The sequence below is a fragment of the Blautia sp. HCP3S3_G3 genome, assembly GCF_052063365.1.
GTDB lineage: Bacteria > Bacillota > Clostridia > Lachnospirales > Lachnospiraceae > Blautia_A.
The window spans coordinates 1-21,233 of record NZ_JBQHXR010000001.1; the positions used below are offsets into that span (position 1 = coordinate 1).

A 21,233-nucleotide genomic window follows, 5' to 3' on the forward strand; every position below is an offset into this window, starting at 1 on the left:
CCATTCGAAAGAAGTAAGACCCCTTGAAGACGACGAGGTAGATAGGGCAGGGGTGGAAGTACGGTAACGTATGGAGCTGACTGCTACTAATCGGTCGAGGGCTTGTCCAAAAGCAAGGTTAAGAGATTTTCAGGGAAATGTCAGACATGTATGTAGTTTTGAAGATGCAAGGAAAGAAAACAGCTGGAGACAGCTGTTATTTTTTTGCCTAAAAAGGAACGTGTATCGCATTTTTCTGTCATATAATAAAAAGCTCATCAGGCAGGAATTTTTGTGAAAATTTTGTTTAGATACAGATTTATGTACGATATCTGTTATTTTTTATGTAAAATCAGATCATAAAAGAATCAAAAAGTCAAGATTGTGTTATTATTATACAAAATGGTGCAAGAGCTTTCTTATGAAAACAGTTATAATGCTTTTATAACAGTTCGATGCATTTCGTATTTTATCTGCGGAACTGTTAAAAATCTGAAAGATAGAAAGGATAAAAGTAATGGAAAAAAACTGGTGGAAAGAAGCGGTTGTTTATCAGATTTATCCCAGAAGTTTTATGGACAGCAACGGGGATGGAATCGGTGATCTGAAAGGAATTACATCTAAGCTGGACTATCTGAAAGAGCTTGGAATCGATGTAATCTGGCTGTCACCGGTATATCAGTCTCCGAATGATGACAATGGATATGATATCAGTGATTATCAGGCAATCATGAAAGAGTTCGGAACCATGGAAGATTTCGATGAGATGCTGACGGAAGCACATAAACGCGGATTGAAAATTGTGATGGATCTTGTTGTAAACCATACTTCCGATGAGCATAGATGGTTTGTGGAGAGCCGTAAAGCCGAAGAAAATCCATATCACGATTACTATATTTGGAGAGAGGGCAAAGAGGGAAATCAGCCGCCAAACAACTGGGGTTCCTGCTTCGGAGGTCCTGCCTGGGAATACGATGAAAACAGAGGAATGTATTATCTGCACCTGTTTTCCAAGAAGCAGCCGGATCTGAACTGGGACAACCCTGTGGTGCGTCAGGAAGTGTTTGATATGATGACCTGGTGGTGTGAAAAGGGAATTGACGGTTTCCGTATGGATGTCATCAGCATGATTTCCAAAACAAAAGAAATGCCGGATGGGGAAGTAAAGGAATTGTATGGTGATTTTGGCCCTTATTGTATCCATGGACCGAATGTACATAAATATCTGAAGGAAATGAACGAAAAAGTTCTTTCCAAATATGATCTGATGACAGTCGGAGAAACTGCCGGAGTAACGATTGATCAGGCGAAGCTTTATGCCGGAGAGGATTCTCACGAGCTGAATATGGTATTTCAGTTTGAACATGTGGATGCGCATGGCAAATATGGAAAATGGACGGATGAAATTATGCCGCTTCCAAAGCTGAAACAGATTCTGACAAAATGGCAGACAGAACTTTATGGAAAAGCATGGAACAGTCTTTTCTGGGATAATCATGATCAGCCGCGTGTTGTGTCCCGTTTTGGGAATGACAGTGCACAGTATCGGGAATGTTCTGCAAAAATGCTTGCTACCTGTCTTCATATGATGCAGGGAACACCTTATGTTTATCAGGGTGAAGAGCTTGGAATGACCAATTATCCATTTGAATCACCGGCAGATTTTTGTGATATTGAAAGTGTGAATGCTTATAAGGAATGGTGTGAGAGCGGAATTGTCAGTCATGAGGAATTCTGGCCATGTATTACGCTTGTCAGCAGAGATAATGCCCGTACACCGGTTCAGTGGGACGATACAGCCAATGCCGGATTTACCACAGGAAAACCATGGATTCATGTAAATCCAAATTACAAAGATATCAATGCAAAAGCCGAGCTGGCAGATGAAAACTCTGTTTTCCATTATTATCAGAAACTGATCGCACTGCGTAAACAGTATCCTCTGATCGTTTATGGAAAATATGAACTGCTTCTTCCGGATGATGAAAATCTTTTTGTTTACACAAGAGAACTTGATGGTGAGAAACTGCTTACGGTATGTAATTTCACTGCTTCAGAACAGGAATTTGTACTTCCTGAAGAATTCCGTAATGCAACATGTCTGATTTCCAATATGGATCATTCTTATGAAAAAGAGAATATGACACTCAAACCATATGAAGCTTTTGTGCTTTATCGCTAAGATTCGCAGATGTTCAAAAATATTTCGGATGGAAGCTGCGGATCCGTAATAAATGTATGAAGAGGTTGCAGAATCAGATAATTGAACAACAAAAAACAGCTGCTGTAAAGCAGCTGTTTTCTAAATAATAAAAATAAAAAGCAGGGGATGAGAGAATCGAACTCCCACCAAAGGTTTTGGAGACCCCTATCATACCATTTGACCAATCCCCTATGTTCTGTTGCAATTATACATGCAATAGATGCATTTGTCAAGCAAAAGACTTGCAGAAATCACAGATAAATTCCGGACAGAGTTGTTGTGAACAGCAGCCAGACAGATTCCTGCAGGAAAGTAAAGCGGAGATGGAGAGATTTGAACTCTCGCGCCGGTTACCCGACCTACCGCATTTCGAGTGCGGACCCTTCAGCCACTTGGGTACATCTCCGTATACGAATATTTCCGAAAAATATCCGACATGATTCATTATATCTTCTGACAGTCAAAAGGTCAATTCTTTTTTTACTTATTGACGAAAAAAGAATACTGTAATATCATAAAGTAATGACATGAGTGCAAAGAGGAGAGAATTATGAAAGATAAAAAGACAGCGATTTTGAAAGCTGTGGAGGAATTGACCGATCATTATCGCAGAGAGGATCTGTTTTTGCCGATAAACGGAAGACAGCTTCCTAATCGCGCAGTGGTGATCGATATCGTGAAAGAACTTCGTCCGGTAGTGTTTCCGGGCTATTTTGGAATAGATTCCAGTGCTGAAATGTTTCCGGAATACTATGTGGGTTCCAGACTGAACAGTCTGTATGACCGGTTGAAGGAACAGATCGAAATTGCATTTCTTTATGAGAATCCGGAAGGAGATACCGAAGAAATTTCGAGACATGCAGAAGAGGTTTGTGCCGGCTTTTTTGAGAAACTGCCAGAGGTGCAGAATATGCTTCTGAAGGATGTTCAGGCCGGATTTGACGGGGACCCTGCAGCCAAAGGCAAAGAGGAGATTATTGTATGTTATCCGGGACTGATGGCAATTTATGTATATCGCCTTGCGCATATCCTTTATGTGGAAAAAGTTCCGCATATTCCCAGAATTATGACAGAATATGCACATGGTCGCACAGGAATCGATATCAACCCGGGTGCAGTGATCGGAGAGTATTTTTTCATTGACCATGGAACCGGCGTCGTAATCGGTGAGACTACGGAAATCGGCAATAATGTGAAATTATATCAGGGTGTGACTCTGGGAGCACTTTCCACCAGACAGGGACAGCAGCTTGCAAATGTCAAACGTCATCCGACGATTGGTGATAATGTAACGATTTATTCCAACTCTACGGTTCTCGGAGGAGAAACGGTAATTGGGGAAAATACGATTATTGGTGGTAATACATTTATTACAGAATCAATTCCTGCCAATACCAAAGTCAGTGCCAAGAGTCCGGAACTGGTAATCAAGAAGCCGAGAAACAGTGTTTCAGCATCCAATGTCTGGGATTGGGAAAACTGAAAAATAAAAAATTCAAAAAAAATAAAAAAATTTCAAAAATACTGTTGACAAACAGAAAGAAATAGGATATACTTCATATCGTTGTAGCGAACAGCACAGAAACAACAAAGCTCACAGCGATATGCGGGTGTAGTTCAATGGTAGAACACCAGCCTTCCAAGCTGGATACGTGGGTTCGATTCCCATCACCCGCTCTTATGCGATAGTGGCGTAGTTGGTAACGCGCGACCTTGCCAAGGTCGAGACCGCGGGTTCGAGCCCCGTCTATCGCTCTTAAGACTTCGATGATTCGAAGTCTTTTTTTTATATTACAGGAAAGTGCTCCGCATTTTCCTGTAATATAAAAAAAAGCCCTCCGGGCAGGATTGCCCTGCGGCGGAGGGAAAATATATAGCTGAAGCGGTCCGTTGCAGGCGGCTGATCCTCTAGCCCTTCAGCTGATATGCGACCAGCGCAATATTCCAATAGCCTTCTTTATTCAATTCTCTTTCAAATTCATGGATCTTTTTCAGACAGGCATCCGGAAGTTCAGCAATCTGTAAAGAATCCGAAAAGTTGTCTGTTGATCTGCCTGAAGCCTCTTCCATATCAGATTCCCTCGCTTTCACGGTCAATCTGACCATAGAAGGTGAACAGGTACAACCCGCAAAGCCCTACAAGTCCGTAAATAATCCGGGAAAGCCAGCTCATGCTGCCAAAGAGCAGCGAAACCAGGTTCAGATTAAAAAATCCGATCAGCCCCCAGTTGATTGCGCCAATCAGAGCCACTGTCAGTGAAAAATACTGTAAAAATCTATTTCCCATAAGTCACCATCCTTTCTTGGATATAGTATCTTCAGAAAATAAAAAAGAATGTATGATTTTTTCTGGTAAAATCATACATTCTTTTCAAAAATTAACAGTCGTTCCTATGTCTGGCAGGAAGTCCGGTTATTTTACTTTCAGAATCTGAGATGTAGTCGTTCCGCCGCCGAACGTAAATGCTTCTCCTGCATGCAGGGTAACATCTGATTCATCATTCAGGGAAAATGCCTGACAGACGTTCACGGTATTTCCAGGCTCAATTTCTTCCATATATTTGTCAATGGCGTCTTCCGTGGCTTCAGGAATAGCAGCGGACAGTGCTTCTCCGTTCTGATAAGCCTGAAGATTGACATCGACCATGGCACTGGATGGTGAGGTACTGTTGTTGGTATAATCATAATATACCAGCAGACAGGGAATGCCCGCAAAATCAGTGGAAATCGTATGCTTGGTGTAATGAATGGTGAATTTTTCATTGGTCATATCAATGGAATCAGATGAAGCTGTCGGAGTATCACTGACGGAAGTATTGGAATCCTCCTCGAGACCGATAAGTTCATGATTGATTTCATCCTGTACATTTTTAAAATTCGCTGACATAATTTTGACTGTTTCATCATCAAGAGAAACAATTTTCCATCCTTTGTTTGTTTTGATGACAGGGTAGGTGACATCGGCTTCTGTAAATTTATCTTCTACGGTTGAAGATTTTTCGTTGAGAATGGAAGCCAGTTTCTGTTGGGTTTCTTCCTCGGTCAGTTCCGTACCGGAAAAAGCAGTGGAAACAATCTGTCGTAAAAATTCCGTAATGGTCTCTTTGTAGATATCAGATCCGTCAATATATCGGATTCGTACGGTGATACTTGCGGTACCGTTCTGAATGTTAAAAACATTTTTGCGGATTTTATAAGTCATTTTCTGATTGATGCCCTGGAAAAATTCCGTGTATGCATCATCTCTGATATCTGCATCATCAAGAGCAGAAAGGTCATTGCTCTGCAGCTGTGTGCTCATTCCGTCAAAGTCCATTTTCTGCATATCTGCAAGAAAAGTTTCTACGGTTTTTTCCGGCTGCAGGCGAGCCCAGAAATAATAACCGCCTGCTCCGCCAATTGCCAGGATAATAATTGCCAGAAGAAGAATGAACCCGGTGCGGCCTTTTTTCTTCTTTTTTCTCTTTTTGTCAGGTATTTTTTCTTCCCTTGTTTCCTGTGTTGTTGTATCCATAAAACCTCCTCAATTCTGTTTATGTTACTGAGAACGGAAGTAGACAGTAACCTGTTCATACAAAAGCATTATAGCATACGATAGAATTTGTTGACAATGGAAATCGGCAGACATATAATTGAAACATGACTGACCAGCCGGTCGGAATAATGGCAGGAGGATGAAGAGAACGTTATGATATCACGTTATAGTGTTAAGAAACCGTACACGGTAGTAGTTGCGATTGTTCTGGTTCTGATTCTTGGAGCTGTTTCTTTTACAAAAATGAATACAGACCTGCTTCCAAGCATGAATCTGCCATATGCAATTGTTATGACAACCTATCCGGGAGCCAGCCCGGAGACTGTGGAGACTGTGGTTACCAGGCCGATTGAGCAGTCAATGGCGACCGTATCGGATATTGAAAATGTCAGCTCACAGTCCAGAGAAAATGTATCTCTGGTAATACTGGAATTTCAGGGATCTACGAATATGGATTCGGCAACTATCGAGATCCGTGAAAAGCTGGACCAGATCAGCGGATACTGGGAGGATTCCGTAAGCAAACCGATGATTATGAAGCTGAATCCTGACATGATGCCGATCATGGTTGCAGCAGTAGAGATTGACGGTCTGGAATCTACAGAAGTGACGGACTATGTGGAGAAGAAGATCGAAGCTGAGATGGAAAGTGTTGCAGGTGTGGCAAGTGTTTCCACTACAGGGAATATTACAGAGAGCGTGGATGTTCTGATCCGTGAGGATAAAATTACAAGTGCCAATCAAAAGGTCATGAAAGCGATTGATCAGCAGTTTGAGGAAAAGGAAAAAGAACTGGAGGATGCGCAGAAAGAACTGGATGAAGGACTGGAGAAGCTTCAGGAAGGAAAAGATGAACTGGAAGAGGGCAGGACGAAGCTGGAGAGCGGCAAGGATGAGATGGTTCAGGGAATTGCCCAGGGTACTCAGCAGATGATGGAGGCGGAGAATCAGCTTGCCGCGGGAGAAGCTCAGATTCAGGAACAGGAGAAGCTTCTGGAAGAAAAACAGGCAGAGCTGGATTCTGCCCGTACACAGCTTGCAGATGGCAGGACGCAGGCAGAAGATGCACTGAGTCAGCTGGGGTCTGCACAGACGGGCATTCAGACGCTTCAGCAGGCAATCAGCAGACTGGAGCAGCAGGAAGCCGGACTTTCGCAGAACCTGACTGCCATTACGGAGGGAATCAATGGGATTGACCAGCAGCTTGCTGCTTTGGAAATGAATCCGGAAGCGCTGGATTATGAGACAATGAAAGCCAGTCTTCAGGAACAGCGGGCATCTCTGGAGCAGAATCTTTCCGATGTGCAGAATGCGCAGGCAACTCTTTCCGCTCAGAAGGCAGCACTGAATGATCAGCTGAATCAGATTGCATCCTCTGTCGGTAAGGATTCCGCAGATGAGGCTCTGGCTTATATTACGGAACAGACGACCAGTCTGTGGAATACACTGGAAGATCTGAGCACTAAGGAGCAGGCCCTTGCAGAAGGACAGGCGCAGCTGGATTCCGGCAAAGAAACACTGAATGCCTATAAAAAGCAGATCGCTTCAGGAAAACAGCAGCTATCCACAGGTAAGATTGAAATGGATACCAGGAAGCTTCTGGCTTCTATTGATATGAGTGTGGCAGAATCACAGCTTGCATCAGGTTCCACGCAGATAGAAGAGAATGAATCAAAAATGGAGGAAGCGCAGGCACAGCTGGATTCCGGCAAAGAACAGCTGAAGGAGGCAAAGAAAGCAGCAAAAGATCAGACAAATCTGAAAAATCTTATTACCTCCGATCTGGTCAGGGGAATACTGGCAGGAGAGAATTTCTCTATGCCTGCAGGATACATACAGGAAGGAAACAATGAATATCTGGTACGTGTGGGAGATAAGATCGAAGATATTAAGAATCTCGAGGATCTGGTTCTTCTTGATCTGGGGCTGGATGGTCTCGATCCGATTCGGTTGAAAGATATTGCGGATATTACGATATGGGATGACAGTGATGAAGTTTATGCCCGTCTGAACGGCAATCCGGGAGTCATGCTGACTATAGAAAAACAGACAGGTTATTCTACAGGTGATGTGACAGATACGATTCTGGAGAGAATCGATGAGATCGAAGCAGAGAACCCGGACGTTCATTTTTCCGTACTGATGGATCAGGGTGTTTATATTGACCTTGTTGTGGATTCGGTTATGAAGAATATGATTTCCGGTGCGATACTGGCTGTATTGATTCTTCTGCTCTTTTTGAAGGATATCAGACCGACAGTTGTGATTGCCTTTTCCATACCGATCAGTGTTGTTGCCTCGTTTGTTCTGATGTATTTCAGCGGAATTACGCTGAATGTTATTTCCCTTTCCGGACTTGCGCTGGGAATCGGTATGCTGGTGGATAATTCAATCGTAGTTATTGAAAATATCCAGCGTATGCGTCAGAATGGTGTACCTGCCAGAAAAGCTGCTATTGAAGGTGCACAGCAGGTGGCGGGAGCAATTACGGCTTCCACATTGACAACGGTTTGCGTATTTGCCCCGATTGTGTTTACGGAGGGAATCACCCGGCAGCTTTTTGTGGATATGGGACTGACGATTGCCTATTCATTGTTTGCCAGTCTGGTCGTGGCACTGACTCTGGTGCCTATGATGTCATCCGGACTGCTGAAAAAGGCGAAACCGAAGAAATTCCGTATTCTGGATGCAATCCGCAATGCCTATGGAAAAATCCTCGGCGGTGCGCTCAAAGTGAAATTCCTTGTGATTCTGCTTGCAATCGGATTATTTGCAGGAAGCATGACAGCTGCGCTGAAAGCAGGTACGTCTTTTATGCCGGAAATGGAAAGCACGCAGGCAACGATGACGATCACTACAGAAAAAGGGACACCTTTTGCGGAGACAACTGCCTGTGCGGATGAAGTGATTGCAAAGATTGAAGATATTGAGGATATTGAAAGTATCGGAGCAATGGCAGGCGGAGGCGGAGTCTCCAGTATGATGGGAGGCAGTTCTTCCGATACCAATTCCGTCAGCGTTTATCTGCTTTTAAAAGAAGATAAAAAACTTTCCGGAGAGGAACTGGCGGATGAGATTCTTAAGAGAACATCAGATTGTCCATGTGAAGTAAGCGTTTCTACACAGTCCATGGATATGAGCTCCCTTGGCGGAAGCGGTATTCAGGTGAGAATTAAGGGAAAAGAACTGGATGAACTTGCTTCCATTGCGAAAGATATTGCTGCCATTGTGGCAGATACAGAAGGAACACAGAATGTATCAGACGGACAGGAAGATACGGATGCAGAATTCCGTATTTCTGTCAACAAAGCAAAGGCCATGGAATATAAACTGACCGTAGCGCAGGTATATCAGGAAATCCAGGCACGCATTGCGGAGGCATCTTCCGCGACAACACTGTCTGCTGCTGACAAAGACTACAGTGTTTATATCCGTGACGAAAAGGATGAAAAACTTACCAGGGAGGATATTCAGAATCTGAAAATCAAAGTGACGGGAACAGACGGCGAGGAAGAGGAAATTAAAATTTCGGATATTGCGGAATTTACAGATGCGACGGGTCCCCAGACAATCACCCGTGATGCCCAGTCTCGGTATATGACCGTCAGTGCAGAGATTGCCAATGGGTATAATATTGGTCTTGTCAGTGCCGATGTACAGAAAAAACTGGACGATTATGAAATGCCAAATGGATATACGATGGAAATGAAGGGCGAAGATGAAACCATTAATGATGCGATGGGACAGCTGATGCTGATGCTTGTACTGGCTCTTGTATTCATGTATCTGATTATGGTTGCACAGTTCCAGTCTCTGTTGTCTCCGTTTATTATCATGTTTACCATTCCTCTGGCATTTACAGGAGGATTTATGGGACTTTTGGTTACCGGAATGGATGTGAGCGTGATTGCGATGATTGGTTTTATTATGCTGTCAGGTATCATTGTAAATAATGGTATTGTGCTTGTTGACTACACAAATCAGCTGCGCATGGATGGCATGTCTAAGCGGGACGCTCTGATACAGGCAGGAAAGGATCGTTTCCGCCCGATTATCATGACAGCTCTGACTACGATTCTGGGTCTGTCTACGATGGCTGCAGGAATGGGCATGGGAGGCGGTATGGTTCAGCCTATGGCGATTGTTACGATTGGAGGTTTGATCTATGGTACTTTGCTGACTCTGTTTGTGGTACCGTGTATTTATGATATGCTGAACAGGAAAGAATACAAACGGGATGAGATCAGACTGGAGGATACAGACGATGGAGATTGAGAGAAATGAAAAAGTCCTTGCCATGTACCGGGCGGTATGGCAGCTTCTGGATGAAGGCAGAGATCTGCACAAGCTGAAAGTATCCGACATTACAGAATGTGCCGGAATCGGTAAGGGAACAGCTTATGAGTATTTTCGGAGCAAAGAGGAAATTGTGAGCAAGGCAATGCACTATAATTGTCTGCTGCAGTTTCATATGCTCAGAGAGCGTGTTGCAGAGCAGGAAAATTATAAAACAGCTCTGCATATATGTTTCGACTGGCTGTCAGAGACCTGTGACAGCCGGAAACTGATTCTTCAGGTATTGAAGCAGACCGGGGATCTTTCTAAGAAAGCCGGATGTACCTGTGAATCTGAAAAAAAGAATGGGGTATATGCGGTGATGATGGAAATTCTGGTACATCTTGTACAGCTTGGACGCAGAGAAAAATTCGTGCGCAGTGAAATTTCTGATCAAATGGCAACTCTTCAGATATTGTCACAGTTTCTGGGGTTTTTTGTATATCAGACAGCCGTCACATCTCTGAAAAAATCAGAAATTTCAATGACAAAAGAATTTTTGTGTGATAATATAATGAAAAGCCTTGGATGAATGACAAAAGTTTTTTTCATGTTACATCGGGTGAAAGAAAAAGAGTTGCTGTGGAGTGTACAGTGGCAAAAGATATTTCAGGATGAAGAGGATGTGAGCAAATGTACAGAAAATACGAAAGTTATTTCTGCTCAGAAGCAGATGGACTGAGAATTTCGATCATGGCAATGCTTCCCAATGAGAAGCCTTACCGTGGAGTTGTTCAGCTTGTTCATGGTATGAGTGAGAATAAGGAACGATATCTGCCTTTTATGGAGTATCTGGCAGAAAAGGGATATGTAACTGTGATCCATGATCACAGAGGGCATGGCAGAAGTGTACGGAACAAGAGGGATCTTGGGTATATGTATGGAGGCGGTGCAGATGCACTTCTAAAAGATATTGGAACTGTGAACAGCAGAATCCGGGAAACATTTCCGGGACTTCCGCTGATTCTGTTCGGACACAGTATGGGGTCTCTTGCAGTCCGTGCATTTGCGGCAATGCATGATGACTGTATGGATATGCTGATCATATGCGGAACTCCGGAGGAAAATCCGTTCAGACCGCTGGGAGAGCTTATTGCAGGAGCGGAGAAGAAAATCTTCGGCCCGCACCATAAGAGCCATCTGTTGGAATTTATGTCATTTGGAACTTATGTGATTCCGTTCAGAAAGGAAAAAAATAAAAATGCCTGGATCTGTTCGGATCCACAGGTTTATAAAGATTATGCAGAATCGGAACTCTGCGGGTTTACTTTTTCCGATGATGCATATCTTGCATTATTTGGTCTTCTTAAGAGGGCTTATGACATCAGACATTGGAAGTGTACGAATCCGAAACTGCCGGTACTGTTTATCAGTGGTGCAGAAGATCCGTGTATGGGCGGTGTCCGCAAATTTGCATCAGCTGTCAGGAAGATGCGAAGTGCCGGTTATGTGGATGTAAAAGGGAAATTATATCCCCATATGCGTCATGAAATCCTGAATGAAAAAGAGAAGACGACGGTTTATCGTGATATCGTTACCTATATGAGAAAGAAAGGGTTCTGATAGCTGGATTATTTCCTGTATCATAAAAAAGTGTTTTGCATTTGCCTATGATACAAAAGCCCTCCGGGTTTGATGCATACCCATGCGTTGTTTTGCAAATAACTATACCGATCACGCAGGGTGCAGGAGCGAATCCGCATCCTTCGGGAAAGGAGCAGGATATGCACAAAAACGGTGTGATACTTCTGCTGGTTCTTTTGTGCGTGGCATTTCTGGTAAGCTGCGGAAAAAGACAGTCAGCGGAACGGACAGAGCAGAGTGAACTGGTGAGAATTGAGACTGAGGATTGTTTTCCTCAGTCTCAAACATTTTACGGGGGAAAACGTTGACCGTTGGAAGGGATATTGGTATAATGTTACAATCAGGGATGAAAAAAATAGTGAAAATATCCCAGTTTATACAAAGATTATGAAAAACACGGAGGATAGAGAGATGAGAGCCAGCGGAGTTTTGCTGCCGATTTCCAGTATTCCCTCAGAATACGGAATCGGCTGTTTTTCGAAAGAGGCGTACGAGTTTGCAGATCAATTGGTGGAGGCAGGACAGCGATACTGGCAGATTCTGCCATTGGGGCCTACCGGTTACGGGGATTCTCCATATCAGTCCTTTTCTACATTTGCAGGAAATCCCTATTTTATTGATCTGAACGAGTTCGTTGAGAAAGGTCTTTTGACCAGAGCAGAATGTGAGGAGTGCGACTGGGGCGGCAGTGAAAGCTATGTAGATTACGCCAAGATGTATGAATTCCGTTTTAAACTGCTCAGGCTGGCTTTTGAACGATGGGACAGCGAGAATGAAGAAGGTTTTCCAGAGTTTGTGGAAGAAAATACAGACTGGCTGGAAGATTACTGTTTGTATATGGCAATCAAAAATGATCTTGGCGGAATCATCTGGATGGAATGGCCGAAGAGTTTGAAAAACCGCGAACCGGAAGCTCTTCAGGAAGCAGGAGAACGGCTTGCACAGGAAATTCAGTTTTACCGTTTCCAGCAGTTTTTCTTTACTAAACAGTGGAAAGAACTGAAAAATTATGTAAACAAAAAGGGAATCTGTATCATTGGAGATGTTCCGATCTATGTGGCAATTGACAGTGCAGACACATGGGCTGATCCGGAGCTGTTTCAGTTTGACGAAGAAAATATACCGGTTGCGGTAGCCGGATGTCCGCCGGATGCTTTTTCTGCAACAGGACAGCTCTGGGGAAATCCGCTGTACAACTGGGAATACCACAAAAGCACAGGTTATGCATGGTGGATCCGACGTATGGAACATTCCATGAAACGCTATGATGTTGTCCGTATCGATCATTTCCGCGGATTTGATGAATATTATGCGATTCCTTATGGAGATGAGACTGCCGAAAATGGCGAATGGGAGAAAGGTCCCGGAATGGACCTTTTTCATGTGCTGAAAGAGAAGGTAGAGAATCTGAATGTGATTGCAGAGGATCTTGGAATTCTTACAGACAGTGTGATTGAAATGCTGGAGGAGAGCGGATTCCCCGGAATGAAAGTTCTCCAGTTTGCATTTGACGGCTCTGAGAGCAGTACCTATCTTCCGTATCAATATGACAAAAACTGTGTTGTTTATACAGGAACGCACGATAATGAAACGACCAAGGGATGGCTGGAAAATCTTCAGGGACATGATCTTAAATTTGTGAGAGAATACATTTCCTGTTATGAGAATCCTGTGAATGACTGTGTCTGGGCGCTGATCCGTACGGCGATGGCGAGTGTGGCAGAACTTGCGATCATTCCGATTCAGGATTATCTGTGTCTTGGAAATGAAGCAAGGATCAATGCACCGTCGACTCTGGGAGATAACTGGAAATGGAGGATGACCAAGGGACAGATTTCTGAGATCACGCTGTATCATATGAGAGAACTTACCAGAATTTATGGAAGAAATCCACTTTCTACGCTTCCGGAGACAGAAGAGGAGATTTCTGAAGAAATCCAGGAAACAAGTTCTGCTGAAACTGAAGTTTAGGAAACACGCTCTAGGAAAGCTGAGGATAATCTGTATGCGGAAAGAATGCCACACGAAAACATTGTTTTGTGAAAAGAACAGAAGATCCGCAGCGGCGATAGAAAAAAGGAAGGATAAGTTTACATGGAAGAACAGAAAAAAGAGATCGACGATATGGAACAGAATATAGAACCGGAAAAAGAAAGTAAGGAAAAACAGCCGGTGCCTAATCGCAGTTTGATTTTGTGGGTTTGTGCCGGCGGTTATCTTCTTTATACAGGATATACGCTCTGCAAAAATGTTCTGGCTGGAGCAGAAGACAGCAGTTGGGGCTTTTTCGTTGCCGGAGCTGTATTTGTTGTGCTGGGAGCTGTCCTGGTTTTTCTCGCCATTAAAAATTACAATGACAAAGCAAAAGCGGAGAGAGAAGCACAGGAGAAGGCAGAGGCATCCGAAGAAGTTGACGAACAGGAAGAGAAATAATAAAAAAAATAAAAATTATCATTGAAGTTATCACATAAAAGTTTTAAAATGGTAAAAAGATAAATAGATAATAAGAAGTGCGATTGGAGGAAAATTGTTATGGAAAAAAAGAACATTGACTGGGGCAGCCTTGGCTTCGGTTATATGAAGACAGATTATCGCTATGTATCTAATTTTAAAGATGGTGCCTGGGATGAAGGCGGACTGATTACAGATGACACCGTGACTATCAGTGAATGTGCAGGTGTTCTTCAGTATGCCCAGACCGTATTTGAAGGCATGAAAGCATATACTACGGAAGACGGACGCATTGTTACTTTCCGTCCGGACCTGAATGCAGAGCGTATGGAAAACTCCGCAAAGAGACTGGAAATGCCTGTTTTCCCGCAGGATCGTTTTGTTGAGGCTGTTGTACAGACAATTAAAGCCAATGCAGCATATGTACCGCCATACGGTTCCGGAGCAACGTTATATGTACGTCCGTATATGTTCGGTTCCAATCCGGTAATCGGTGTAAAACCGGCAGATGAATATCAGTTCCGCGTATTTACCACTCCGGTAGGACCGTATTTCAAGGGCGGCGTAAAACCGATCACAATCCGTGTTAGTGATTTTGACCGTGCTGCACCTCATGGAACCGGTCATATCAAAGCTGGTCTGAACTATGCCATGAGCTTACATGCAATCGTGGATGCACATAATCAGGGTTATGATGAGAATATGTATCTTGACGCAGCTACCCGTACCAAAGTAGAAGAGACCGGCGGAGCAAACTTCCTGTTTGTAACCAAAGACGGAAAGGTAGTAACACCGAAGTCTGACAGTATTCTTCCGTCCATCACAAGACGTTCTCTGATTTATGTTGCCAAAGAATATCTTGGTCTGGAAGCAGAAGAAAGAGAAGTATATTTTGATGAAGTAAAAGATTTTGCTGAGTGTGGTCTTTGCGGAACTGCAGCAGTTATTTCTCCGGTAGGAAAGATTGTTGACCACGGTAAGGAAATCTGCTTCCCGAGCGGCATGACCGAAATGGGACCGGTGACCAAAAAACTGTATGAAACACTGACCGGCATCCAGATGGGACGCATTGAAGCACCGGAAGGCTGGCTGAAAGTAATCGAATAATTACAGAAGTGAAACGTGTGGCTGACAGCAGGGAAAGATTTCATGCTGTGATCCATGTCAGAAAAATTCACAGAGAAATATACAGAAACACATACAGAAAAACATACATAAGGCTTCTTTCGAAGTACAGAGTCTGATATGGACGGAAGACTTCGGAAGAAGCTTTTCTTATACTACAGGAAAGTGAGAAGCCCTTTCCTGTAGTATAAGAAAGTCCTTCGGGCAGGATTTTTTTTCACATTACAGTAACAACAGTAATATTTTATCGGAAAACTTACAGTCAAAACAGTAGAGCGTGTTTGAAAATTCATTCCCGACATCTGCACGCCCCACTTTGCGGGAAATTTGCCTCGCATTCGGTCAACATAGCCCGCTATGCCTCCCTCATTTGAGTCAAATTTCCCACAAATTGTGACGCACATCTGTCGGAAAGCAATTTTCAAACACGCTCTAGGAATTCGTCAGGAAATGTGGTACAATTTTTATGCAAGTCACCAATAAGGAGGATACCATGAGTTTAGCAGACCATATATTTATTGATATGTGCAAGGATGTCATTGCCAACGGCACCAGCACAGAGGGAGAGAAAGTACGTCCTGTATGGGAAGACGGAACTCCTGCATATACGATTAAGAAATTTGGCGTTGTAAACCGATACGACCTGCGCAGGGAATTTCCGGCGCTGACTCTTCGCAAAACAGCCTTGAAGAGCGCTATGGATGAGATCCTCTGGATCTGGCAGCAGAAATCCAATAACATTCATGATCTTCACAGCCACATCTGGGACAGCTGGGCAGATGAGACAGGCTCGATCGGCAAGGCATACGGTTATCAGATGGGCGTGAAGCATCAGTATAAAGAAGGCATGATGGATCAGGTAGACCGTGTATTATTTGATTTGAAAAACAATCCCTACAGCCGCCGTATTATGACAAACATTTACGTACATCAGGATCTTCATGAGATGAATCTGTATCCGTGTGCGTATTCCATGACATTTAATGTGACGAAGGAACCGGGCAAAGAAAAACTGACGCTGAATGCGATTCTGAATCAGCGTTCGCAGGACATTCTGGCAGCCAATAACTGGAATGTATGTCAGTACTCCATTCTTCTTATGATGTTTGCCCAGTCCTGTGATATGGAAGCCGGTGAGCTGGTGCATGTGATCTCTGACTGTCACATTTATGACCGCCATATTCCGGTGATAAAAGAACTGATTTCCAGAGAACCCTATCCGGCACCAACGGTCAGACTGAATCCGGAAGTGAAGAATTTTTATGATTTTACCACAGATGATCTGATCGTGGAAAATTACCAGACATGGCCGCAGATCAAGAATATTCCCATAGCAATCTGAAACAGAAAGTATTTGAAAAGAACAAAAAGTTTTTTTCAGCATGCTGTATGATAATGAGAGAATAACCTGTAAAAAAGGAGAACATTTTAATGAATATAATTGTAGCTGTAGATAAAAACTGGGCAATCGGCAAGGATAACCGTCTTCTGGTGAGTATTCCTGCGGATATGAAAATGTTCCGTCAGGAAACCACAGGAAAGGTCTGTGTCATGGGACGCAGGACTCTGGAGAGCTTTCCGAACGGTCTTCCGCTGAAAAACAGGACAAATATTGTCCTTACCGGAAATAAAGATTATCATGTAAAAGATGCCATTGTGCTTCATACAGTAGAGGAAGTTCTGGAAGAAATCAAAAAATATCCGTCAGAGGATGTATACTGCATCGGCGGTGACAGTATTTATCAGCAATTTCTTCCCTATTGTGATACCGCACATGTGACAAAAATTGATTTTGCCTATGAGGCTGACCGGTATTTCCCGAATCTTGATGAGATGCCGGAATGGCAGATTACGGCCAGAAGCGGGGAACAGACATACTTTGATCTGGAATACCAGTTTGTGAAATACGAAAGGAAATAAATGAAGCTTTTCATCAGTTTATTAAAACCTCTTTCTTTTCTTCCGGCAATTCTGATGATGTGTCTGATCTATCATTTTTCAGCGCAGACAGGGGAAGTTTCCGGCAATCTGAGTTATAAAGTCAGCTATGAGATCGTGGAGATCAAGAATGAGGTAATGAATACGGGAAAGGGATATGAGGAATTGAGTGCGGAAGCACATCATATTGAATATTATGTGAGAAAAGCTGCTCACATGACCGAATATTTTCTTCTTGCCATCGCGATTTCTTTTCCGTTGTATGTGTACAAAGTCAGAGGCTTCTGGCTGATGCTGCTGGCTGGCATTGTCTGCGTGGGATTTGCAGGAATGGATGAATATCATCAGTCTTTTGTAGCGAACCGGGGACCTTCTCTGAGGGATGTGGGAATTGACAGTATCGGAGCATTTATCGGTATTCTGCTGGTACAGGCATTCTGCTGGTCTACTCTTCACAATCCTGATAAAAAGAGATAAAAACGAAGAAACCGTAGATGATACACGGGAGGAAAACATGGACGATTGGCAGTTTAACGGCCTGGATGATCTGGAAAAAATCGGGGATAAGGTCCAGGATATTATAGAAAAAGCAATAGATTCCCAAAACTATCAGAAACTCAATCAGAATATCACACAGGCAGTGAATCATACGATTCGCCAGTATCAGGAAAATCTTGCAAAGAACCAGAACAGCGGGAATGGTACCAGACGCGCGTCTGAGAGGAGAATTTCTTCCGGACAGGGACAGAGAGCGTCTGAGCGACTGAACAGGCGTCCGGCGCAGCCGGAGTACCAGGTGGCAGAACCATGGGAAGCGAAGCCGGAGCTTTATCGAAGTCTGACAGGACAGAAATTGAAAAACATTCTGTATACCGTATTTGGAGGAATTCTGACGGGAGGAATGACAGTCGGATTTCTGACCGTTTCGCTGTTCCAGCTTGCGATGGGAAGCGCGAATTTTGGTCCGGCAGCTGTCATGTTTGTAGGTGTCTGCACTGGCGGCGGGCTTTTGGGATGTGGCTGCAGCGGACTGGCAAGAATCGGACGTTTCCGGAAATACGTGAAAACTCTGGGCACACATACGTACTGCAATATAGAAGATCTTTCCAGAGTGATACAAAAACCGGTGAAATATGTCCGTAAAGATGTCAAGAAAATGATCAGCAGCGGATGGTTTCTGGAAGGACATGTGGACAGACAGGAAACCTGCCTGATCACGGCAAATGAGACATATCGTCAGTATGAAGAAACCCAGAAACAGCTGGAAATGCGAAAAGCGAAGGAACAGGAACGCCTGGAAGCCCGGAACAGCCGGAAACCGGAGGTTCAGGAAGTTCTGGATAAGGGCAATGAATACCTGAAAAAAATACATGAGAGCAATGATGCGATTCCTGGTGAGGAAATTTCAGCAAAAATATCAAAAATGGAACAGATTGTACAGAGAATCTTCGAACGTGCAGAGGAGCATCCGGAAATTATTCCGGATCTGAAACGCCTGATGAATTATTATCTTCCGATGACGGTGAAGCTTCTGGATGCCTATGAAGATATGGACAGGCAGCCGATACAGGGAGAAACCATCACAAATTCCAAGGCAGAAATCGAAAAAACTCTGGATACGCTGAACGAAGCTTTTGCCAGACTTCTGGACTCTGTTTTTCAGGATACTGCATGGGATGTGTCCAGTGATATATCTGTTCTGAATACCGTACTTGCCCAGGAAGGGCTGACAGGCAATGACTTTGACAAACTGAGGAAAGAAGGAGAAAAACGATGACAGAAGAATTTAAAGATTTTGACGCAGCACCTGTTCTGACGCTGGAACCGGATCTTACCATTGAAGAACCGAAACAGGAAGTGGCTTCTGTAATGGAACCTCAGGCGGATATGGATCCCATTCAGAAAGAGATGGCACAGATGGTACTTTCCCCGGAGGAAGTACAGCTGGTAAATGATTTTGCAGGGAAAATCGATATCGAAAATACCAATCAGATCCTGCAGTACGGTGCCGGAACACAGAAAAAAATGGCAGATTTTTCGGATGAAGCGCTGAACAGTGTGAGAACCCAGGATCTTGGTGAAGTGGGAGAGCTTCTTACCAGCGTAGTCAGTGAACTGAAAGGCTTTGACGCAGAGGAAGAAAAAGGGTTGTTTGGCTTCTTTAAAAAACAGTCCAATAAGATTGCCACATTGAAGAACCGTTATGACAAGGCAGAAGCGAATGTGGAAAAAATCACAGATTCGCTCCAGCAGCATCAGCTTCGCCTGATGAAAGATTCTGCTATGCTGGACAGAATGTATCAGCAGAATCTGGCTTATTTCAAAGAGCTGTCCATGTATATTCTGGCAGGTAAGAAGAAACTTGCTGAGGTACGCAGCGGCAAACTTACAGAACTGGAAACAAAGGCCAGACTCAGCGGACTTCCGGAAGATGCACAGGCAGTTAAGGATATGGATGACAAGTGCAACCGGTTTGAGAAGAAGATCCATGATCTGGAACTGACCAGAATGATCTCGCTGCAGACTGCGCCGCAGATTCGTCTGGTTCAGAATAACGATACCCTGATGGTGGAAAAAATCCAGACTACCATTGTGAATACGATTCCGCTGTGGAAAAGTCAGATGGTTCTGGCTCTTGGCATTGCGCACTCTACCGAAGCGGCAGCAGCGCAGCGTCAGGTAAGCGATGTGACGAACGAACTTCTTCGCAAAAATGCCGAAACTCTTCACATGGCATCAGTGGAAACTGCGAAGGAATCCGAAAGAGGAATTGTGGATCTTGATACTCTGAAAAAGACAAATGCAGATCTGATCTCTACACTGGATGATGTACTGAGAATCCAGAAAGAGAGCAGGGAAAAACGCCAGGCTGCAGAGCTGGAAATGGCCCGGATGGAGAATGATCTTAAGAATAAATTACTGGAAATCAGACGCTAAAAGACAGGAGAACAACACGGGGCTGCGCAGAGGAAACCAGCTCCGTTTTTCTCTCAAAGGAGGAGCAGATATGTATAGAGACCATACAAAGGTGATACAGATCGGAGACCGGAAAATCGGTGGAGGAAACCCGATCCTTATTCAGTCCATGACGAATACAAAAACAGAAGATGTACAGGCAACCGTAGAACAGATTCTGTCTCTGGAAAGTGCGGGATGCGAGATTATCCGCTGTGCAGTACCGACAATGGAAGCGGCACAGGCTCTTTCTAAGATCAAAAAACAGATCCATATTCCTCTGGTTGCGGATATTCATTTTGATTATCGTCTGGCAATTGCCGCTATGGAAAACGGGGCGGATAAGATCCGTATCAACCCGGGCAATATTGGAAGTACGGAACGTATCAAAGCAGTGGTAGATGTGGCAAAAGAGCGGAATATTCCCATCCGTGTCGGTGTCAACAGCGGTTCTCTGGAAAAGGAACTGGTGGAAAAATACCATGGTGTGACAGCAGAAGGTATCGTAGAAAGTGCTCTTGATAAAGTGAAAATCATTGAGGATCTTGGATATGATAATCTGGTTATCAGTATTAAATCGTCTGATGTTCTGATGTGTGCAAAAGCGCATGAGATCATTGCACAGAAGACGGATTATCCGCTTCATGTAGGTATCACGGAAGCCGGTACGCTGTATTCCGGCAACATCAAATCTGCTATTGGACTTGGAATTATCCTGAATCAGGGAATCGGGGACACCATTCGTGTGTCTCTTACAGGAGCACCTCTGGAAGAAATTAAGTCAGCGAAACGGATTCTTAAGACACTCGGACTGCGCAAAGGCGGTGTGGAAGTGGTTTCCTGTCCTACCTGCGGCCGTACCCAGATTGATCTGATCGGTCTTGCCAATCAGGTAGAAGATATGGTTCAGGACATTCCTCTGGATATCAAAGTGGCAGTGATGGGATGTGTCGTAAACGGGCCTGGTGAGGCGAAGGAAGCAGACATTGGAATTGCCGGCGGTGTGGGAGTCGGTCTTCTGATCAAGGGCGGCGAAATCGTCAGGAAAGTACCGGAAGATCAGCTTTTGAATACGCTTCGTGAAGAACTGCTCCATTGGGGAGAATGATTGTTTCAGAAAAGCAAAAA

The 21,233-nt window shown here is 43.9% G+C and carries 18 protein-coding genes, 4 tRNA genes, 1 rRNA gene and 2 pseudogenes; 19 read left to right on the top strand and 6 right to left on the bottom strand.

What is annotated here, in order from left to right:
• Together ACTNEW_RS00005 and ACTNEW_RS00010 are read left to right on the top strand one after the other, a co-directional pair.
• Window positions 1–110 (top strand): 23S ribosomal RNA (locus ACTNEW_RS00005); the annotation flags it as partial.
• Window positions 111–496: 386 nt separating this feature from the next.
• Window positions 497–2,161, top strand: a complete 1,665-nt coding sequence (locus ACTNEW_RS00010) for a glycoside hydrolase family 13 protein (RefSeq protein WP_441056552.1) — start codon at window positions 497–499, stop codon at window positions 2,159–2,161.
• Window positions 2,162–2,302: 141 nt separating this feature from the next.
• On the opposite strand, the gene ACTNEW_RS00015 is transcribed toward ACTNEW_RS00010, so the two are convergent.
• Together ACTNEW_RS00015 and ACTNEW_RS00020 are read right to left on the bottom strand one after the other, a co-directional pair.
• Window positions 2,303–2,373, bottom strand: a tRNA-Trp gene (locus ACTNEW_RS00015).
• Window positions 2,374–2,500: 127 nt separating this feature from the next.
• Window positions 2,501–2,588: transfer RNA gene (locus ACTNEW_RS00020), tRNA-Ser, on the bottom strand.
• 144 nt (window positions 2,589–2,732) lie between these two features.
• On the opposite strand from ACTNEW_RS00020, the gene epsC reads away from it, so the two are divergent.
• The 3 genes from epsC (at window position 2,733) to ACTNEW_RS00035 (ending at window position 3,937) form a co-directional block, all read left to right on the top strand.
• Complete coding sequence (epsC, locus tag ACTNEW_RS00025) at window positions 2,733–3,665, top strand: serine O-acetyltransferase EpsC (protein ID WP_441056554.1); 933 nt, start codon at window positions 2,733–2,735, stop codon at window positions 3,663–3,665.
• A gap of 123 nt (window positions 3,666–3,788) precedes the next feature.
• Window positions 3,789–3,859, top strand: a tRNA-Gly gene (locus ACTNEW_RS00030).
• Window positions 3,860–3,864: 5 nt separating this feature from the next.
• Window positions 3,865–3,937 (top strand) — tRNA-Gly (locus tag ACTNEW_RS00035).
• A 153-nt stretch (window positions 3,938–4,090) separates the two neighbouring features.
• Here the strand turns inward: ACTNEW_RS00035 and ACTNEW_RS00040 are convergent.
• The 3 genes from ACTNEW_RS00040 to ACTNEW_RS00050 form a co-directional block, all read right to left on the bottom strand.
• Window positions 4,091–4,252, bottom strand: a complete 162-nt coding sequence (locus ACTNEW_RS00040) for a hypothetical protein (protein ID WP_441056556.1) — start codon at window positions 4,250–4,252, stop codon at window positions 4,091–4,093.
• 1 nt (window position 4,253) lies between these two features.
• Entirely contained in the window at window positions 4,254–4,469 is a 216-nt protein-coding gene (locus ACTNEW_RS00045) for a DUF378 domain-containing protein (protein WP_441056558.1), read from the bottom strand.
• Between the two features lie 126 nt (window positions 4,470–4,595).
• Window positions 4,596–5,696 carry a DUF5067 domain-containing protein gene (locus ACTNEW_RS00050; RefSeq protein WP_441056560.1) on the bottom strand — a complete coding sequence of 367 codons (1,101 nt, stop codon included), beginning with the start codon at window positions 5,694–5,696 and terminating at the stop codon, window positions 4,596–4,598.
• A gap of 174 nt (window positions 5,697–5,870) precedes the next feature.
• On the opposite strand from ACTNEW_RS00050, the gene ACTNEW_RS00055 reads away from it, so the two are divergent.
• From ACTNEW_RS00055 to ACTNEW_RS00085, 7 genes are all read left to right on the top strand, one after another.
• Window positions 5,871–9,992 (top strand): efflux RND transporter permease subunit, encoded by a 4,122-nt coding sequence (locus ACTNEW_RS00055; protein WP_441056562.1) that lies wholly within the window; start codon window positions 5,871–5,873, stop codon window positions 9,990–9,992.
• Window positions 9,982–10,584: a TetR/AcrR family transcriptional regulator gene (locus ACTNEW_RS00060; protein ID WP_441056563.1), complete on the top strand. Its 603-nt coding sequence runs from the start codon at window positions 9,982–9,984 to the stop codon at window positions 10,582–10,584. The genes ACTNEW_RS00055 and ACTNEW_RS00060 overlap by 11 nt, the downstream gene beginning before the upstream one ends.
• 101 nt (window positions 10,585–10,685) lie before the next feature.
• The gene (locus ACTNEW_RS00065) at window positions 10,686–11,615 is read left to right on the top strand and encodes an alpha/beta fold hydrolase (protein ID WP_441056564.1); all 930 of its coding nucleotides are present in this window, start codon (window positions 10,686–10,688) and stop codon (window positions 11,613–11,615) included.
• A 161-nt stretch (window positions 11,616–11,776) separates the two neighbouring features.
• Entirely contained in the window at window positions 11,777–11,944 is a 168-nt protein-coding gene (locus ACTNEW_RS00070; RefSeq protein ID WP_441056566.1) for a hypothetical protein, read from the top strand.
• Window positions 11,901–13,607, top strand: a complete 1,707-nt coding sequence (malQ, locus tag ACTNEW_RS00075) for a 4-alpha-glucanotransferase (RefSeq protein ID WP_441058070.1) — start codon at window positions 11,901–11,903, stop codon at window positions 13,605–13,607. The genes ACTNEW_RS00070 and malQ overlap by 44 nt, the downstream gene beginning before the upstream one ends.
• Before the next feature lie 123 nt (window positions 13,608–13,730).
• A complete protein-coding gene (locus ACTNEW_RS00080; protein ID WP_441056568.1) occupies window positions 13,731–14,069 on the top strand; it encodes a DUF308 domain-containing protein in 339 nt (112 codons plus the stop codon).
• A 99-nt stretch (window positions 14,070–14,168) separates the two neighbouring features.
• On the top strand, window positions 14,169–15,194 hold the full coding sequence (locus ACTNEW_RS00085) for a branched-chain amino acid aminotransferase (RefSeq protein WP_441056570.1): 1,026 nt from the start codon (window positions 14,169–14,171) through the stop codon (window positions 15,192–15,194).
• A 173-nt stretch (window positions 15,195–15,367) separates the two neighbouring features.
• On the opposite strand, the pseudogene ACTNEW_RS00090 reads toward ACTNEW_RS00085, so the two are convergent.
• A pseudogene (locus tag ACTNEW_RS00090) lies at window positions 15,368–15,577 on the bottom strand (DUF6783 domain-containing protein); the annotation flags it as partial.
• Here ACTNEW_RS00090 and ACTNEW_RS00095 point away from each other — a divergent pair.
• From ACTNEW_RS00095 to ispG, 7 genes and pseudogenes are all read left to right on the top strand, one after another.
• Window positions 15,494–15,709: pseudogene (locus ACTNEW_RS00095) on the top strand (DUF6783 domain-containing protein). The pseudogenes ACTNEW_RS00090 and ACTNEW_RS00095 overlap by 84 nt on opposite strands.
• Complete coding sequence (gene thyA, locus ACTNEW_RS00100; RefSeq protein ID WP_441056572.1) at window positions 15,706–16,554, top strand: thymidylate synthase; 849 nt, start codon at window positions 15,706–15,708, stop codon at window positions 16,552–16,554. Before ACTNEW_RS00095 ends, thyA begins: the two are co-directional and overlap by 4 nt.
• Window positions 16,555–16,643: 89 nt before the next feature.
• Window positions 16,644–17,132, top strand: a complete 489-nt coding sequence (locus ACTNEW_RS00105) for a dihydrofolate reductase (RefSeq protein WP_441056574.1) — start codon at window positions 16,644–16,646, stop codon at window positions 17,130–17,132.
• The gene (locus tag ACTNEW_RS00110; protein WP_441056576.1) at window positions 17,133–17,627 is read left to right on the top strand and encodes a VanZ family protein; all 495 of its coding nucleotides are present in this window, start codon (window positions 17,133–17,135) and stop codon (window positions 17,625–17,627) included.
• A gap of 37 nt (window positions 17,628–17,664) precedes the next feature.
• Complete coding sequence (locus ACTNEW_RS00115) at window positions 17,665–18,927, top strand: 5-bromo-4-chloroindolyl phosphate hydrolysis family protein (protein ID WP_441056578.1); 1,263 nt, start codon at window positions 17,665–17,667, stop codon at window positions 18,925–18,927.
• Window positions 18,924–20,087, top strand: coding sequence for a toxic anion resistance protein (locus ACTNEW_RS00120; protein ID WP_441056580.1), 1,164 nt, complete (start codon window positions 18,924–18,926; stop codon window positions 20,085–20,087). The genes ACTNEW_RS00115 and ACTNEW_RS00120 overlap by 4 nt, the downstream gene beginning before the upstream one ends.
• Window positions 20,088–20,157: 70 nt before the next feature.
• Window positions 20,158–21,213: a flavodoxin-dependent (E)-4-hydroxy-3-methylbut-2-enyl-diphosphate synthase gene (gene ispG / locus ACTNEW_RS00125; protein ID WP_441056581.1), complete on the top strand. Its 1,056-nt coding sequence runs from the start codon at window positions 20,158–20,160 to the stop codon at window positions 21,211–21,213.
• The last annotated feature ends 20 nt before the right edge of the window (window positions 21,214–21,233 follow it).

Coding starts and splice junctions, on each gene's coding strand:
- ACTNEW_RS00060 (WP_441056563.1), top strand. CDS start 9,982: ATGGAGATTGAGAGAAATGAAAAAGTCCTTGCCATGTACCGGGCGGTA.
- ACTNEW_RS00055 (WP_441056562.1), top strand. CDS start 5,871: ATGATATCACGTTATAGTGTTAAGAAACCGTACACGGTAGTAGTTGCG.
- ACTNEW_RS00115 (WP_441056578.1), top strand. CDS start 17,665: ATGGACGATTGGCAGTTTAACGGCCTGGATGATCTGGAAAAAATCGGG.
- ACTNEW_RS00070 (WP_441056566.1), top strand. CDS start 11,777: ATGCACAAAAACGGTGTGATACTTCTGCTGGTTCTTTTGTGCGTGGCA.
- ACTNEW_RS00080 (WP_441056568.1), top strand. CDS start 13,731: ATGGAAGAACAGAAAAAAGAGATCGACGATATGGAACAGAATATAGAA.
- ACTNEW_RS00105 (WP_441056574.1), top strand. CDS start 16,644: ATGAATATAATTGTAGCTGTAGATAAAAACTGGGCAATCGGCAAGGAT.
- ACTNEW_RS00010 (WP_441056552.1), top strand. CDS start 497: ATGGAAAAAAACTGGTGGAAAGAAGCGGTTGTTTATCAGATTTATCCC.
- ACTNEW_RS00045 (WP_441056558.1), bottom strand. CDS start 4,469: ATGGGAAATAGATTTTTACAGTATTTTTCACTGACAGTGGCTCTGATT.
- ACTNEW_RS00085 (WP_441056570.1), top strand. CDS start 14,169: ATGGAAAAAAAGAACATTGACTGGGGCAGCCTTGGCTTCGGTTATATG.
- epsC (WP_441056554.1), top strand. CDS start 2,733: ATGAAAGATAAAAAGACAGCGATTTTGAAAGCTGTGGAGGAATTGACC.
- ACTNEW_RS00040 (WP_441056556.1), bottom strand. CDS start 4,252: ATGGAAGAGGCTTCAGGCAGATCAACAGACAACTTTTCGGATTCTTTA.
- ACTNEW_RS00050 (WP_441056560.1), bottom strand. CDS start 5,696: ATGGATACAACAACACAGGAAACAAGGGAAGAAAAAATACCTGACAAA.
- ACTNEW_RS00110 (WP_441056576.1), top strand. CDS start 17,133: ATGAAGCTTTTCATCAGTTTATTAAAACCTCTTTCTTTTCTTCCGGCA.
- ACTNEW_RS00120 (WP_441056580.1), top strand. CDS start 18,924: ATGACAGAAGAATTTAAAGATTTTGACGCAGCACCTGTTCTGACGCTG.
- ispG (WP_441056581.1), top strand. CDS start 20,158: ATGTATAGAGACCATACAAAGGTGATACAGATCGGAGACCGGAAAATC.
- thyA (WP_441056572.1), top strand. CDS start 15,706: ATGAGTTTAGCAGACCATATATTTATTGATATGTGCAAGGATGTCATT.
- ACTNEW_RS00065 (WP_441056564.1), top strand. CDS start 10,686: ATGTACAGAAAATACGAAAGTTATTTCTGCTCAGAAGCAGATGGACTG.